Below are 13,989 nucleotides of genomic sequence, written 5' to 3'. Positions count from 1 at the left end.
AAAAGTTTGCCGTATTACAACTTGAGTCTGTACAGACCTCTAGCCGCCCCAGGAGGCGCCATGCCCCGCCCCCGCCCGCTCGCTCGACTCCTCGTCGACCACCGGAACAGCATCTTTCACGTGGTCGGCCAGAGCGGTGGCGTCCTTGGCGGCCGCTTGAAGGGATGGCACTGTTTCAGGCGCTGGGGCAGGCTTGCTGGCAGTCCCGGCCGGTATGGGTTCCAGGGCATCCCGGGCCTGCTGGCTAACTGCGGTAGCGATCCCTCCCACGGCAGGCGGGGCAGCAGCCAGGAGTGGGTCATTGTGGGCGGCGGAATCAGCGGAGGCGCCCGCAGCGGACAGTGCGATCCATGCAGCTGCTGCCGCCACGGCGAGCAAAAGGGGGCGGAGGAAGGTCCACGCATTGAGTTTTGGCTCCATGCCGTACGCCTCCCCCCGGACTCACCTGCAAACAATGCTGCCCACAATAAGCACAGCCCTGCGGCAGAGTCCAACAGCTCAGGCTGAGTCCGTCGGGGCGGCCCGGTGGTCAATGTCCGCGGTTAGGGTGTCAATGCGGTCCATGGCTCCGTTGAGTTTCTGGACCGCGGCCCACAGGTCCGGCTGCTGTCGACGCACCGTATCCAGGCTGTCTCCCGTGGAGCGCAGGGAGCCAAGGTCGAAGCTGACATTCGTGCGGGCGCCTGCCACCGCGGCCCGGAGGGCGCCGAACGCAACAACAACGTCCGCAACCAATGAACGGTTGCCCTTGGTCGCCAGCCAGGCGAGATCGTCGATGGCTTCGATGGCCCGCTCGCCAAGGACAGCCGACGAGGCTGCAGCTTCCAGCGACGCACGGCGGACTGCCCCGTCCCGTTCCGGCCCCGGTTCCAGCCGGAAGGCAGCACCGAAGGCTTTGGAGGCGGACGCGTCGTCATCAGCCAGCTGCAGGGCTTCCCGGCGAAGCGCCTGTGCGCGGGTCCGTATCTCCGCCGGCTTCCCGCCGTCGTCCTCGCCAGCGCTGTAGCCGGCCACCATCGACGTCAGTGATGCTGCCACCGCCAGCATCAGGCCGGTACCCGCGCCCCCACCCGGTGAACCCGTGGACTCCGCCAGTGCACGCGTCCAGTCCTCGACAGTGGATCCCCGGGTTGTTGCTTCAGCCTCTTCCATGCCAGGAATGGTGCCCATAAATGTGGCTGGCTAAACGGAAACCCGGCAGGACGCCCGGACTGGCCCAGTTTTCGAGGCCCGGGCGGCCAGTGTGACAGGAGGCCGCTTCCCAAGGACGGATGTAGTCTCGGCAGGGTGCAACGCCACCGCTATGACTACGGCCAGGACCCCAGCCAGTGGGGCGAGCTTTTCCTGCCGGATCTTCCTGCGGGCAGAAAGCACCGCGGCGTTGTGGTGGTGATCCACGGCGGCTACTGGCGCCCCACGTACGGCGCCGAACTGGGGGAGCCGCTGGCGAGGGACCTGGCGGAGCATGGCATGGCCGCCTGGAACCTGGAGTACCGCCGTGCCGGGAACGGCGGAGGCTGGCCGGGGACCTTCCGGGACATCCTCGCGGGCATCGACAAGCTTGCCGCGCTCGCAGAACCGCACTCGCTGGACCTGGGCAAAGTGGTGGCGCTGGGCCATTCCGCCGGCGGCCACTTGGCAGTGTGGGCGGCGGGCAGGGACCGGCTGGAGGGGCTCGGGGCGGACGCCCGCCAAGTGGAGGACACGAACAACGGCGTCCGCCTCACCGGGGTGGTCAGCCAGTCCGGCGTGCTGAACCTTGCCGAAGCCGAGAGGCTGGGCCTGAGCAACGGCGCCGTGGGCAACCTGCTGGGCGGACCGTCGTCGGACTTCCCCGGGCGCCACCGCATGGCCGACCCCATGACAGCGCTGCCGCTGGACGTTCCCGTCTTCGCCGCCCACGCGGCGGAAGACGATGATGTTCCCCTGGTCATGTCCACAACGTACGTGGACGCCAGCCGTTCCGGACCCGTCCCGGCACGGCTGATCACGGTGCCGGGGGACCACTTCGCGCTCATCGATCCCGCCGCGGAGGCCTATGTGACGTGCCGCGAACTGGCTGGAAAGCTGCTCGGCTGACACGAACTGCTGACGCCGGCCTCTTTCTGGCAGAGTATGACCATGCTCACAGTGATCGGCGAAGGCCTTGTTGACGTTGTCCAGCGCGCTTCCGGAATCGAGGCCCACGTGGGCGGAAGCCCCCTGAATGTCGCGGTGGGCCTGGCCCGGCTGGACCACCCGGTGCAGTTCATCGGCCGTTACGGCCGGGACGCGTACGGCGACTCGGTGGCGGCGCACCTGCGCGCCAGCTCCGTCATGCTGCCGATGCCCCCGGACGAGCTGCCCACCAGCGTGGCCACCGCACTGATTGACGACGACGGCGCCGCCACCTACACCTTCGACCTCGCCTGGGAGCTGCCGCACCTGGCAGACCGGCTTGGCTTCATGCTGCAGGGAACCACCCTGCTGCACACCGGCTCCATTGCCACCATGCTGGCGCCCGGTGCCACCGAGGTGCTCGCCGCCGTCGAATACGCGCACCCGTCCGCCACCATCAGTTTCGATCCCAACTGTCGCCCCAGCATCATCACGGACGTGGACTTTGCCCGGCGCCAGGCGGAAAAGTTCGTCACGTTGTCCGACGTCGTTAAGGCCTCGGACGAGGACCTGGCCTGGCTTTACCCGGGACAGGATGTGCTGGATTCGGCACGCAAGTGGCTGGCGCTGGGCGGGGAGGAAGGTCCGGCGATGGTGGTGGTCACCCGCGGTGCGGACGGCCCGTGGGGCGTGTGCCGTGCCGGCGAAGCCGCCATTCCTGCGCCCAGGGTGGAGGTGGCGGACACCGTGGGGGCTGGGGATTCCTTCATGGCGGCGCTGCTGTCCGGCCTGGTGGACCGGGAGCTGGACGGCGCCCAGAACCGGCAGGATCTGCGTGACCTTCCCGTCGAGGGACTCTCCGAACTCCTGCAACATGCCGCCCGTGCCGCGGCAGTCACGGTGTCCCGCCCGGGCGCCAACCCGCCCACCCGGGAGGAGCTGCACGCGGCAGAGGCCTCGGAGGGTTAGAGGTCCTAGAGCTGCGGGACGCACGGTCCGCTGCCCAGCAGGGCAAGCCCCGCGCGGTCACCGGCAGCGAAGTCCCTGACGCCCATGTTCTCGGCGTACATCAGTTGGGTGGGATCATTGACGTGGTCCAGGCCCAGCACGTGTCCGAGCTCGTGCATGATGATGGCGCGCACCTCAGCCGCCCCGTCCGGCCTGCCGGCGATGATGCCGGTAAGGTCAGGGGCATCAAGGCGCACCTGCCCTGCTTCGAGGACCAGCGGCTGGCCGGCGACCTCCACGTAGGCGCTCCCGCCGAGGCCGGCCACATTCCCTGCAAGGCCGGGGGTCTCAGCAGGCGTCGACCAGGCAATGAGAAGCGGCACCCACCGCTTTCCGTAGCGGTCCGGCTGGAAGGCCGAACGGTCATCCGACGGCGCTTCCGTCGTCGGCCCGTCGTCGACAAACTGGAGCCCCGAGGCCCGGGAGACTGCTGCCACAGCCTCCCGGATCAGGACGTCGCCACCTGGCAGCGCGTTGTCCGGACGGACAACGTAATGAACCGGGCGGCACGGGTCGTAGGCGATGAGGGGCTGGGTTGCTCTCGGCGACTCCTGGAGGACAAAGGCCGTGGAGCCTGTGCTTGCCGGCGGCGTGCCCAAGGGCGCCGAAGCGGCTTCGTATCCCGGCGGCGGCATTTTCGCCCCCGGCAAATAGGGGGCCACGACCGGAAGAACCAAGCGGTCGAAGAGCGCCGGTGAAAAGTACAAGCAGACAACCAGGACGATCCCCAGCAGGGTCTTGAACTGCATCGACCGTTGTGGCCGCCCTCGCTTCCTTGACCAGGCCCAGAACGTCTTCCGTTGAGGCCGGGGAGGCCCGGGGCGCCATGGAGGAGGTGTTTCCGCCTTGCCGAATGCCTCATCGATGGCCCATTGCGGGATCCGTCCGCTGGGGGAACGCCGAACATTGGGTGGGGCAAGTTCGCCGGGGATGTCCGGCCTTGACCTGCTGCTCTTCCCGTAACCATGCATTGGCATCCCCCCGGCTCCCGCGGCCCCCCACGGGCCAACCTCCATAGCCTAGTGGCGTGCTCCCGAGCCTCAGGGCCGGAAATGCACAGGATTTCCGCAGGAATCGATTGCTCCGTGCCTGTCGTTCTGACGGCCCAAAACGGCAGGTACGGAGCGGCCGACGATGGTTATTCCTTGCCGAGCCCGGCGGCGGAGGTCTTCCCGTCCGAGACGCTGTTGAGGGCCCGCAGGTCGAAGATGCCGTTGATGTCCGCCTGCTTGGTGGTTCCGGCAGTCACGCCGTCGGCCAGGAGCTTCTGGTAGGTTCCGGCGAGCGGGTCCACGGTGAACACGATGTTCTTCAGTGAACGGTCGATGACGTCAGCCTTCAGTTCGGCGCCGGCGGCTTCCTTCAGTGCTGCATTGATGACGGTGGCCTTGTCGGAGGCTGAAGCGCTGTTCAGCCAATCGACCGACTTCACATGCCCCTTCAGGAGTGCCTTGACGGTGTCCGGGTGGTCGGCGGCGAACTTCCGGTTCACGATCAGGATGGTGGTGGGGAACTCGCCCGGCTTGCCCGACAGTTTGCCATCCCACAGGTCCTTTTCATCGACCAGGACCTTCGCTCCGGCGGTCAGCACCAGCCGTGACGCCCATGGTTCAGGCAACCACGCGCCGTCGAGCTTGCCGTCCTGGAACAGCTTCAGGGTCTGGGCGTTCTCGGTGGGGTTGATGGCCACGTCCCCGCTGCCGTCCACGTTGGTCTTGTAGCCCTGGGTGGCAAGCCACGCACGCAGGGCCACGTCCTGGGTCCCGCCGAGCTGCGGCGACGCGAGGGTCTTGCCCAACAGGTCTGCGGGGGAGGTGATTTCCGGCTTGACCACCAGCTGCGCTCCACCGGCGGCGGCGCCGGCGATGATGTTGACGGATTCGCCCTGGCTCTTCACGTAGGAGTTGATGGCCGGGTTCGGCCCGATGTAGGTGGCGTCGATGGCGCCGGCGTTCAGCGCTTCGATGGCGGCGGGTCCGGCGTTGAACACCTGGGTGCTGAGTTTGGTGCTGCCCAGTTCATCGGCGATGAATCCCTTGCTGACCCCCACCAGGGCCGGGGCGTGGGTGACGTTGCCAAAGTAGCCAAGCTTGAGCTCGGCCGCCGGGTTGCCTGTGGGCGCCACGTCGGCTGCTGGTGCAGTGCTGCCGTTGTTGACGGCGGACGCGACGGCGGCACCCCCGCCGATCAGGGCCAGGACGGCTGCCGCGATGCCGATTTTCAGGCCGAACGGGCGTGTGGATCCCGCTGCCTGCCCGGCAACGATGCGGGTTGTACTTTGCTGGTTCTGCGAATTCTTGTCCTGCTGGTCGGCCATGGGGACTCCTCTGCTGGGGCGGATGCTGAGACGAGATTACGAATGGCCCGGCCGTCCCACAATCAATCCCGTAGCGGGGGTTCACGGGGCGACCCGGATGCGTAATGCAGCGTCGCGGAGGGTCAAGAAACGTCCCGGAACGTCTTATCCGCCGCCCCTCGGATGCGAGGTGATGAGACACGTTCCCATTTCCATTTGGTATGCCGTTTCCAGCTGGCCCTTCCTGAAATATGGTGATAACCATCACGTCATATGGGCGTGAAGAACAGATGTGGCATGGGGGCCCGGAGCGAGAGGCAGGGGTGGATTCCTTACGGCCGGCTTTTGGTGCAGCGCCGGCTTGAACAATCAGCAATTCGAACGAAAAACAATGTAGGAGATTCTCATGTTGCTTTGGATCGCTATTATCATCGCCGTTCTCTGGCTCCTCGGCCTGCTCGCAAATATCGGCGGCGGCCTCATCCACATCCTTTTGGTCATCGCAGTGGTCGTCCTCATCTTCCACTTCATTCAAAACAGGTCCCGGGCCTAGTGCGCGAACAGGTTCCGCCGCCCGCCCCCGGCCGGCGGCGGAAAACCGGGCCTCATGCCGCCTTGACCACGGGGAGCTCGTCCCAATGCGTGGTGTACCGGGGCGAGCGCATGCCACGCTTCATGGACCAGTCCAGGCCCGATTTGATTCCCGCATGTCCCAGCCCGATTGAGCCGCGCCCGAAGCGATGGCTCACATGTTCCAGCAGGGATCCGATGCCGCGCTCCTCGTGCCGGTTCTCGAACGGCTCCAGCGGTGGCTGGTTGCCGGTGGGCCGAAGGTCGGTGAGCATCAGGCCCGCCTTGGCGTACTTCAGCCCTTCCCTGATGTTTGGCAGCAGTGCGTGCGCCGCCCGGGTGAGCAGGAGCGGGTCCGCGGTGGGCATGGGCAGCGGGACGCACACCGACGGATAGGCCTGCTCGTTGTCCCGGAAGGGCGAGGTGGCAGCGAAGGCCGTCAGGACCTTTGCCTGCAGGCCGTGCTTGGACAGCCTGGCGCTGGCCTGCTGCCCGTAAACGCTGAACACCTCCCGGAGCCCGGCGGCTGTTGTTACCGGAGTGGCGAAGGAGCGGGAAAAAATCAGCTGGTCCCGGCCGATGCGCTCTTCCTCCATGGGGATGCAGGGCGTGCCCCGCAGTTCCAGGACGGTGCGCATCAGCACCACCGAGAACTTGTCCCTGATCATGACCGGATCCGCACTGACAAGGTCCTGGACCGTGAAGATTCCCAGCACGTTGAGCCGTCTGGTCAACCGGCCGGCAATGCCCCAGATCTCGTCCACAGGCAACCGGGTCATCAGGAGTTCCCGGACGTCAGCCGGTACCGCCTCCCAGAGGCAGACGCCGCCGAAAGCGGGATTGTTCTTGGCCCATTTGTTGCAGAGTTTGGCCAGGGTCTTGGTGGGGGCGATGCCCACGCAGACCGGCACCCCGACATGCCGCCGCACCGCCTCTTTCATCCGGCGGCCCAGGACCAGGAGGTCGTCCGGGCCGCCCTTCACGCCCAGGAAGGCCTCGTCGATGCTGTATACCTCCAACCATGCCGAATACCTGCCCAGCAGTTCCATGACCCGTGAGCTGATGTCCCCGTACAGCTCGTAATTGCTGGACTTGGCCACCAGGCCCCACTCCTTGGCCCTCGGTGCGAGCTTGAACCACGGTTCGCCGGTAGCGATGCCAAGGGCCTTCGCCTCGGGGGAGCGTGTCACCGCACAGCCGTCGTTGTTGGACAGCACCACCAGGGGGCGGCCTTCCAGCGAGGGGTCGAAGGCGCGCTCGGCGGAGGCGTAGAAGCAGTTGACGTCCACGTGCGCGATTTGCGGCATCTGCCGCATGGGGACTGGCTTAGGCACCGCTCCCCCTAGACATGATGCAGGCACCGGGTGGCCACGCCCCAGATGGTGAGCTCGGACAGTGCGGGTACGCGGATGTCCGGGTACTTTGGGTTCTCTGCCTGCAGCACCGCGCCGGTGGCGGTGATGCGCAGGCGTTTGACCGTCAGTTCCCCGTCCAGCACCGCGATCACCACGGACCCGTCCTTGGGTTCAAGAGCGCGGTTGACGATCAGCTCGTCGCCATCGCTGATGCCTGCTCCTTCCATGGAATCCCCGGTCACGCGGACCACGAAGGTGCTGGTGATGTCCTTGATCATTCTCTGTAGAAAGTGCCTGTTCTGACCGGTTTGTCGTTGAGCTGCCCGCCAAAGTGTCAGCAATCGATCAGCTGTTCCGATTGATGGGGTGGCATGAGTCGCTGGCCCGGCGCGTCTGTTTGATGAACCTTGAACGGGACGTTTTCTGGCCGTCGGCCTCGTGCGCTTCCAGCAGTGCTTTGAGATGTCGCTTGTCCGCGAAACCGGGGCGTCCTAGGTGTATTGACCGGCCGAGCCGGTCCAGTCCCCACGCTACCAATAATGCTGCCGGGACGCAGCTGATTCAGAACAGTCGGAAGCCGCTTACTTCGGCTGCTCCGCCATGGCGCGTTGGTCGAGGATGGACCGGGCAGCCAGGTCCTGGGCGTCGCCGAGGACGAACGATTTGGCCCCGGCTGCGCGCCAGCGTGCGTGTGCCTCGGGGTTGGTGGTCATGGGGATGAACGGGACGGCGTGCAGCCGGCACGCCTCGTGGATCGCCTCGACGGCCGCGCGGACAAGCGGGTGCCGTGTCTCCCACGGAACCCCGTAGGACTGGGACAGGTCCCCGGGTCCCGGCAGGACGACGTCGACCCCTCCGCCGGTGAGGATCTCCTCGATCGCCTCAACGCCGTCGCGATCCTCGATGAGCACGGCCAGGACCACCTCGGCGTTGGCCCGGCGGATGACGTCGCGGGGATCGCCCACCCCGTAGTCTGCCGCCCGCCCGCCGCCGAGCGAGCGCATGCCGTCCGGGAAGTACCGCGCCGCACGGATCGCCGCGTCGACGTCGGCCCGGCGCCGGACGTGAGGCACGACGACGCCCGCCGCGCCGGCGTCGAGCGCACGGAGGATGGCCCCATGGTCCCCCTCGGGCACGCGCACGAGCGCATCGAGGCCTGCCGCCTCGGCGGCCCGCAGGAGCGCGGCGAGCTCGGAGTCCCCCACAAGCGCATGCTCCGTATCAAGGATGACGAAATCGAAGGCGGCGTGGCCGATCATTTCGACGATTGCGGGTGACGGCACGGAACAGTAGAGCCCGACGGCGCCGGTCTCGCACTGTCGCGCCGGAAGGATCCATAGCCGCGGTAGTGGATCCGGCCCTGGGCACCGTGGACCGTGTTGTTGGCGGGACCGTGGTTCCGGTGGCCGGCGCGGTCCTCGAACCACTGGCCAAACCACTGGCCCCGGTCCTTGACCCTGTTCTCAGCGCCGTCCCCTTGCCTGCGCCCGTGGCGGCCGGAGAACAGCCGGCCGCAGCGACCCTCCCGCCGGCTGCCGACGCCCCGCCGCCCGGAGGGGGAGCACCCGCTGGGGCAGCCGCATCGGTGGCTGCGCCCACGGGCATTGCGCCGGGTTCAGCCCTGGCCGGCCCTAAACTCCTGCCCCTCCACGAACGGCTGCCCGGCAACGGCCCGCCGCTCACCCTGCAGCCCGTGCACGCCGCCGGCGCGCCCCAACTGCCGGGGGCGGAACCGCACAACACGCCGATGCAAGGGCCCCTTGACGCGCCGCCCGGCACCGCTGCCGGCGGAAGCGGTTCAACCAGCGGCAATGGTTCGGGCCTGCCCGCATGGCTCGCGCCCCATACCCTGCAGATCCCCGAGGCCGGCCCGTCCAGCGTCCAAGGCGGTTCGCCCCTGGCCATGCCACCGGTGTCCTTCGATCCCGGATCATCCCCTGACTAGTTGAGGCCTTCAGCGTCCCAGCGCTAACGAGCCAGTCCCGGGCTAAGCAGTAGGCCCGATCCAACTTTCAGGAGAACCCCAAATGATGCACCGCACTATCCGAGGATGCCTGCTCAGCGCCGTAATCGCAGGCGGCCTGCTGGGCGCCAACGGCGCAGCCGCCAACGCCGCCGCCACCCCGGCGCCAGCACCGATCTCCCTTTCCATTGACCACGCCGCAGCCGCAACGGGCCGCGCGCACGTTGGGGAGGCAGCTGCCAACGCAGCACCCAGCGCCCCAGAACCGGGAACCGCGCCGAACACTGGCGTCAACTCCGGACTGCTGGGCGTGGGCGTGGTGCTTGTGGTCTTTGGCGGCGTGCTGGCCCTGATCCTGGGCCGAAAGCGCGGCTGACCCGGCGCGGGTAGCGTAGGGAACCACCACTTATCAGGAAGGCCCCCGCATGGCACGCGTCTTCATTACCGGATCCACCGTAGGGCTCGGCCTGGCAACAGCGGACACGCTGCTGCGGGACGGACACGACGTGATCGTGCACGCGCGGTCCCCGCAGCGGATCCCCGCGGTACAGCACCTGCTGGACCGCGGGGCACAGTGCATTGTCGGGGACCTCGCGGCCCAGGCCGAGTCCGGCAGATCGCGGCCGACGCCAACCGAATCGGCCGGCTGGACGCCGTCATCCACAACGCCGGCGTCCTCAGCGGCGCGGCGCTGCTGCCGGTGAACGTTGTGGCCCCGTACCTCCTGACGGCGCTGATCCCCGGACCCCGCCGCCTTATCTACCTGAGCAGCGGCATGCACCGCGGCGGCGACACCGGCCTGAACGGCCTGGACTGGGCAGGACGCACGACGACGGCCTCCTACTCCACCACCAAGCTGCACGTCACGGCACTGTCGGCAGCAGTGGCCAGGCTGGCGCCGGACATCGCCAGCAACGCGGTGGATTCCGGCTGGGTGCCCACCCGGATGGGCGGCCGCTCAGCACCGGACAGCCTGGAACTGGGCCACCGCACCCAGGAATGGCTCGCTACCAGTGACGACCCGGCAGCCTTGTCCAGCGGCTGCTATTGGTACCACCAGCACCGGCAGGCCCCGCACCCGGCCGCCAATGATCCGCAATTCCAGGACCGCCTGCTGGCCCGGCTCGCGGAACACACAGGCGTCACCCTGGAGGGCAGATGAGTTCAACGGAGAATGGCGCGGAGGCATCCGCGCGGGAAACAGGGCGCCCCTCGCCAAAGGTGCCTGAGCGGCCGCATCCCGTGACCCTTCGCGAGGTGGCAGAAGCGGCCGGCGTTTCCACCGCCACGGTATCGCTGGTGGTCAATAAGAAAAAGGACGCCCGCATTGCCGAGGAAACCCGCAGGCGCGTCACGGACGCCATCCGCACCCTGGGCTACCGGCCCAACGCCATGGCCAAAACACTCGTCAGCGGGACGTCCAAGTTCATTGGGCTGGTGGCCGACGGCGTAGCCACCACGCCATTTGCCGGCCAGATCATCCACGGGGCGCAGGATGAGGCCTGGAAGCACGGCTACGCGCTGCTCATCGCCAATACCGAGGGCAACGGCGAGCTGGAGCAGGACGCCATCGCCATGATGCTGGAGTACAAGGTGCGCGGCATCCTCTACTCCACCTGGTTCCACCGCCAGACGGATATCCCGCCGCCGCTGCGGGAAGCGGACTTCGTCCTGGTGAACTGCTTCTCCAACGAACAGGGCGCCCGCGCCGTAGTTCCGGACGAGGTCCAGGGCGGCCGCTCCGCGACGGAACTCCTGTTGGCGCACGGCCACCGGCGGATTGCGTTCATCAACGCCACCATTCCGGCACCGGCCAAGGACGGGCGGCTGGCAGGTTACCGCCAGGCCCTGGGGAACGCCGGAATTCCGTTCGATCCGGACCTCGTGATGGAGGCCTATCCGGACCAGGAAGGCGGCTACCGGGCCACGGCCGGGCTGCTTCAGCGAGGCGCCCCTGCCGTGTTCTGCTACAACGACCGCATGGCCATGGGCCTCTACGACGGCCTGCGGGAACACGGCCTGGCCATCCCTGGGGACGTCGCCGTGGTGGGCTTCGACAACCAGGAAGTCATCGCCGCGCACCTCCGGCCGCCGCTGTCCACCGTGGCCCTGCCGCACTATGAACTTGGCGCCGCCGGGGTCCGGGTGCTGCTGGGAATCGACCCCGCCCCGGGCGGGCCGGCAAAGATCCACTGCCCTGCCGTGGAACGCGCGTCGGTGCAGGTCCAGGCCCACGCATAGCCCATCGATTGCTCCGTCCCGGTCGTTTTTGGGGCGCGTAAACGACAGCAGACGACCGGTTTAGGCGGTACCGAGGCGGCGTTCGACGTCGGCCGCTTCCGGATACGCCGCCTGCGTCCCCTTCCGGGTGGTTGCCAGGGCGGCGGCCACGGAGGCGAAAGTTGCGGCATCGGCGAGCGCATCGCCCGCGGCCAGCCGCACCGCCACCGCTCCGGTGAAGGCGTCCCCGGCTCCGGTGGTGTCCACGGCGGCCACGCGGGTGGGCGCCACGAAGGTCACCTGGGCGCCGGGAGCCGCCTCCGAATCCAGCACCACGGATCCGTGCGCGCCGAGGGTCACCAGGACCTGCCGGATCCCGCGCCCGGCAAACCGCTCCCGGACCGTATCCCATTGCGACGCGTGGGCGTCCGCCCCCGGAACGGAGGCGCCGGGGCCAAGGAACAGCGCCGCCTCGTGCGCGTTGACCAGCAGGACGTCTGTCAGTTCCGCCAGCTCCGCCGGAATGTCCGCGTACGGCGAGAGATTCAGCAGAACTGTTGCGCCGGCGTCGTGCCCTGCCTGGGCTGCGGCCAGCACGGTGGGCATGGCCACCTCCAGGCAGAGGCTGACGACGGCGGCACCGTCCAGGACGTCCGCGGCGCCGGCCACGTCCGCCGGGGACAAGGTGCCGTTGGCGCCGGCGGAGATGATGATGTTGTTTTCGCCGCGGGCGTCAACGGCAATGACGGCGACACCCGTGGGCTCGCTGGAGTTGCGCACGTGGCTGACGTCCACGCCTGCCCCCGCCACCGAGGCCTCGAGCATGTTGCCGTTGGCGTCCTCCCCCACGGCGCCTACCAGGCTGACATGGCCGCCCAGCCGGGCTGCGGCCACGGCCTGGTTGGCGCTCTTGCCGCCCGGGTTCACGGCGAAGCCGTTGCCTTGGACCGTTTCGCCGGGCTGCGGGAGCCGCTCGCAGTAGATGGTGAGGTCGGCGTTCAGCGAGCCGACAACGACGATCCGGCCCGGGTGCCCAACGCCCGCGCTGGTCATGCGGCCACCTCGGCCTCAACCGGCTTGGGAATCAGCAGTGAAGCAGCGAAGGCGGCAATGGTCAGGGCCAGGCCAACCACGACGACGGTCAGGTACGACGTGGCCGCATCCCCGAGCGCGGAGGTCGCCACCAGCACGGCGGGCAGGATGAGGAAGCTCAGGCCCGCGCCCAGGTTGAAGGCGCCGGCGTTCATGCCGGGGAGGAAGCCGGGGTTGCCGGCGGGCGAGAGGACAACGCCGAGTCCGTTGAGCATGATGTTGACCGTACCGGCGTACATGATGCCCAGCAAGACCGTTCCGGCAATCATCATGGGCAGGCTGTGCAGGCCCAGGAAGGCGATGACGGCGAGCGCGGCGATGCTGCCCAGGAGCCCGATCCGCAGCACCTTGGTGTAGCCAAGGACAGGGGCGAGCTTGCCGCTGAGCGGGCCCACCAGCCAGCCCAGCAGGGCGTACGGGGTGAGGATCATCAGTGACATTTCGGTGGGGCCCACACCAAAGCCCGGGCTGGCGGCCTGGACGTAGGCGGGCACGATGCCGTTGATGACGGCGAAGATGCCGGTCATGGTCAGGGTGGTGGTGAGCAGCGGTGCCCAGGTGGCGCGCTGGCGCAGGTGCACCGTTTCCACCATGGGCTGGGCGGCGCGCTGTTCGGTGCGCCAGAAGGCGAAGAAGGCGGCGGCGGACACCAGCACCAGCGCCAGGCTCAGCAGCAGCGTGCCGGAGTTGAAGCCGCCCACGAGCTTGGCTGCTTCGTTGAGCGCGGTGAGCAGGGCGCCGACGGCCACCACAATGAAGAACACGCCGAGCCAGTCCATCCGGGTGCCGGCGCCGGGCTTGCTCTCGTTGGCGAGGAACACGATGAGGGCGGTGGCCGCGAGGGCCAGGACCACCATCAGCCAGAATATGCTGCGGAAGCCGAAGTGCTCGGCGAAGTAGCCGCCCACGAAGGAGTCCACGCCGGCCACGCCGCCGTTGACCGCGGTGATCAGGCCCATGAGGGTGCCGTACTTGCGGGGGTTGCTGACGGCGGAGCGCAGCATGATGAGGCAGAGCGGGACGGTGGGGCCGCTGACGCCCTGGATGATGCGGCCCACGAAGAGCCAGGTGATGTCCGGGGCGAGCGCCGCAATGACGGAGCCCACGGCCATGAGCAGCATCATGCCCACCAGGACCTTCTTGCGGCCGATGATGTCGCTCAGGCGCGGCAGGAACAGGGAGAACAGGGCGGCGGCGGTGAAGAACCAGGTCTGGGAGAGCCCGATCAGGGCCTGGTCCGCCTTGAGTTCCTGGCCCATGGTCACCAGGGCGGGGCTGAGCATGGAGGCGTTGAGCTGGAACGCCACGCAGGCGGCCAACAGGGCGGTCATGAGGGCGGCGATGTTGCCGCGTCCGGTTTTGGTTTCAGTCATGGTTGCGGTGGCCAT

At 67.9% G+C, this 13,989-nt stretch carries 15 protein-coding genes and 1 pseudogene; 7 read left to right on the top strand and 9 right to left on the bottom strand.

The annotated features are described in order from the left end of the window. Positions 1–39: 39 nt before the first annotated feature. Together PV772_RS17410 and PV772_RS17405 are read right to left on the bottom strand one after the other, a co-directional pair. Positions 40–420: a hypothetical protein gene (locus PV772_RS17410; RefSeq protein WP_347886956.1), complete on the bottom strand. Its 381-nt coding sequence runs from the start codon at positions 418–420 to the stop codon at positions 40–42. Positions 421–498: 78 nt separating this feature from the next. Continuing rightward, positions 499–1,152: a cyclodeaminase/cyclohydrolase family protein gene (locus PV772_RS17405; protein WP_347886972.1), complete on the bottom strand. Its 654-nt coding sequence runs from the start codon at positions 1,150–1,152 to the stop codon at positions 499–501. A 135-nt stretch (positions 1,153–1,287) separates the two neighbouring features. Between PV772_RS17405 and PV772_RS17400 the strand changes: the two genes are divergently transcribed. Together PV772_RS17400 and PV772_RS17395 are read left to right on the top strand one after the other, a co-directional pair. After that, complete coding sequence (locus PV772_RS17400) at positions 1,288–2,079, top strand: alpha/beta hydrolase (protein ID WP_347886955.1); 792 nt, start codon at positions 1,288–1,290, stop codon at positions 2,077–2,079. Between the two features lie 36 nt (positions 2,080–2,115). Continuing rightward, positions 2,116–3,066, top strand: coding sequence for a carbohydrate kinase (locus PV772_RS17395; RefSeq protein WP_347886954.1), 951 nt, complete (start codon positions 2,116–2,118; stop codon positions 3,064–3,066). A gap of 5 nt (positions 3,067–3,071) precedes the next feature. Here the strand turns inward: PV772_RS17395 and PV772_RS17390 are convergent, their stop codons facing one another. Both PV772_RS17390 and PV772_RS17385 read right to left on the bottom strand, forming a co-directional pair. Continuing rightward, positions 3,072–3,854, bottom strand: coding sequence for a matrixin family metalloprotease (locus PV772_RS17390; protein WP_347886953.1), 783 nt, complete (start codon positions 3,852–3,854; stop codon positions 3,072–3,074). A 389-nt stretch (positions 3,855–4,243) separates the two neighbouring features. Next, positions 4,244–5,422: an ABC transporter substrate-binding protein gene (locus tag PV772_RS17385; protein ID WP_347886952.1), complete on the bottom strand. Its 1,179-nt coding sequence runs from the start codon at positions 5,420–5,422 to the stop codon at positions 4,244–4,246. Positions 5,423–5,807: 385 nt separating this feature from the next. Between PV772_RS17385 and PV772_RS17380 the strand changes: the two genes are divergently transcribed. After that, positions 5,808–5,954 (top strand): lmo0937 family membrane protein, encoded by a 147-nt coding sequence (locus PV772_RS17380; RefSeq protein WP_141158652.1) that lies wholly within the window; start codon positions 5,808–5,810, stop codon positions 5,952–5,954. Between the two features lie 52 nt (positions 5,955–6,006). On the opposite strand, the gene PV772_RS17375 is transcribed toward PV772_RS17380, so the two are convergent. From PV772_RS17375 to PV772_RS17365, 3 genes are all read right to left on the bottom strand, one after another. After that, on the bottom strand, positions 6,007–7,287 hold the full coding sequence (locus PV772_RS17375) for a Y-family DNA polymerase (RefSeq protein WP_347886971.1): 1,281 nt from the start codon (positions 7,285–7,287) through the stop codon (positions 6,007–6,009). 26 nt (positions 7,288–7,313) lie between these two features. Beyond that, positions 7,314–7,664: a S24 family peptidase gene (locus PV772_RS17370; RefSeq protein WP_347886970.1), complete on the bottom strand. Its 351-nt coding sequence runs from the start codon at positions 7,662–7,664 to the stop codon at positions 7,314–7,316. A 243-nt stretch (positions 7,665–7,907) separates the two neighbouring features. Then, positions 7,908–8,753, bottom strand: a complete 846-nt coding sequence (locus PV772_RS17365; protein ID WP_347886969.1) for an aldolase/citrate lyase family protein — start codon at positions 8,751–8,753, stop codon at positions 7,908–7,910. Between PV772_RS17365 and PV772_RS17360 the strand changes: the two genes are divergently transcribed. The 4 genes and pseudogenes from PV772_RS17360 to PV772_RS17345 all read left to right on the top strand — a co-directional run bounded on the left by PV772_RS17360 (position 8,675) and on the right by PV772_RS17345 (position 11,530). Continuing rightward, positions 8,675–9,271 carry a hypothetical protein gene (locus PV772_RS17360; protein WP_347886973.1) on the top strand — a complete coding sequence of 199 codons (597 nt, stop codon included), beginning with the start codon at positions 8,675–8,677 and terminating at the stop codon, positions 9,269–9,271. The genes PV772_RS17365 and PV772_RS17360 overlap by 79 nt on opposite strands. A gap of 82 nt (positions 9,272–9,353) precedes the next feature. Further along, a complete protein-coding gene (locus tag PV772_RS17355; RefSeq protein WP_347886951.1) occupies positions 9,354–9,665 on the top strand; it encodes a hypothetical protein in 312 nt (103 codons plus the stop codon). Positions 9,666–9,714: 49 nt separating this feature from the next. Then, positions 9,715–10,451 (top strand): annotated as a pseudogene (locus PV772_RS17350) (SDR family NAD(P)-dependent oxidoreductase). Continuing rightward, positions 10,448–11,530 carry a LacI family DNA-binding transcriptional regulator gene (locus PV772_RS17345; protein ID WP_141182929.1) on the top strand — a complete coding sequence of 361 codons (1,083 nt, stop codon included), beginning with the start codon at positions 10,448–10,450 and terminating at the stop codon, positions 11,528–11,530. Before PV772_RS17350 ends, PV772_RS17345 begins: the two are co-directional and overlap by 4 nt. 60 nt (positions 11,531–11,590) lie before the next feature. Here the strand turns inward: PV772_RS17345 and PV772_RS17340 are convergent, their stop codons facing one another. Beyond that, positions 11,591–12,562 (bottom strand): ribokinase, encoded by a 972-nt coding sequence (locus PV772_RS17340; protein ID WP_141158691.1) that lies wholly within the window; start codon positions 12,560–12,562, stop codon positions 11,591–11,593. Further along, positions 12,559–13,974, bottom strand: coding sequence for an MFS transporter (locus PV772_RS17335; protein WP_307358478.1), 1,416 nt, complete (start codon positions 13,972–13,974; stop codon positions 12,559–12,561). The genes PV772_RS17340 and PV772_RS17335 overlap by 4 nt, the downstream gene beginning before the upstream one ends. Positions 13,975–13,989 lie beyond the last annotated feature (15 nt).

This window comes from Pseudarthrobacter sp. CC12 (assembly GCF_039907755.1).
GTDB classification, from domain to species: Bacteria; Actinomycetota; Actinomycetes; order Actinomycetales; family Micrococcaceae; genus Arthrobacter; species Arthrobacter niigatensis.
The sequence above is the reverse complement of the archived record's forward strand: the minus strand, read 5'-3'. Positions and strand labels throughout refer to the sequence as shown.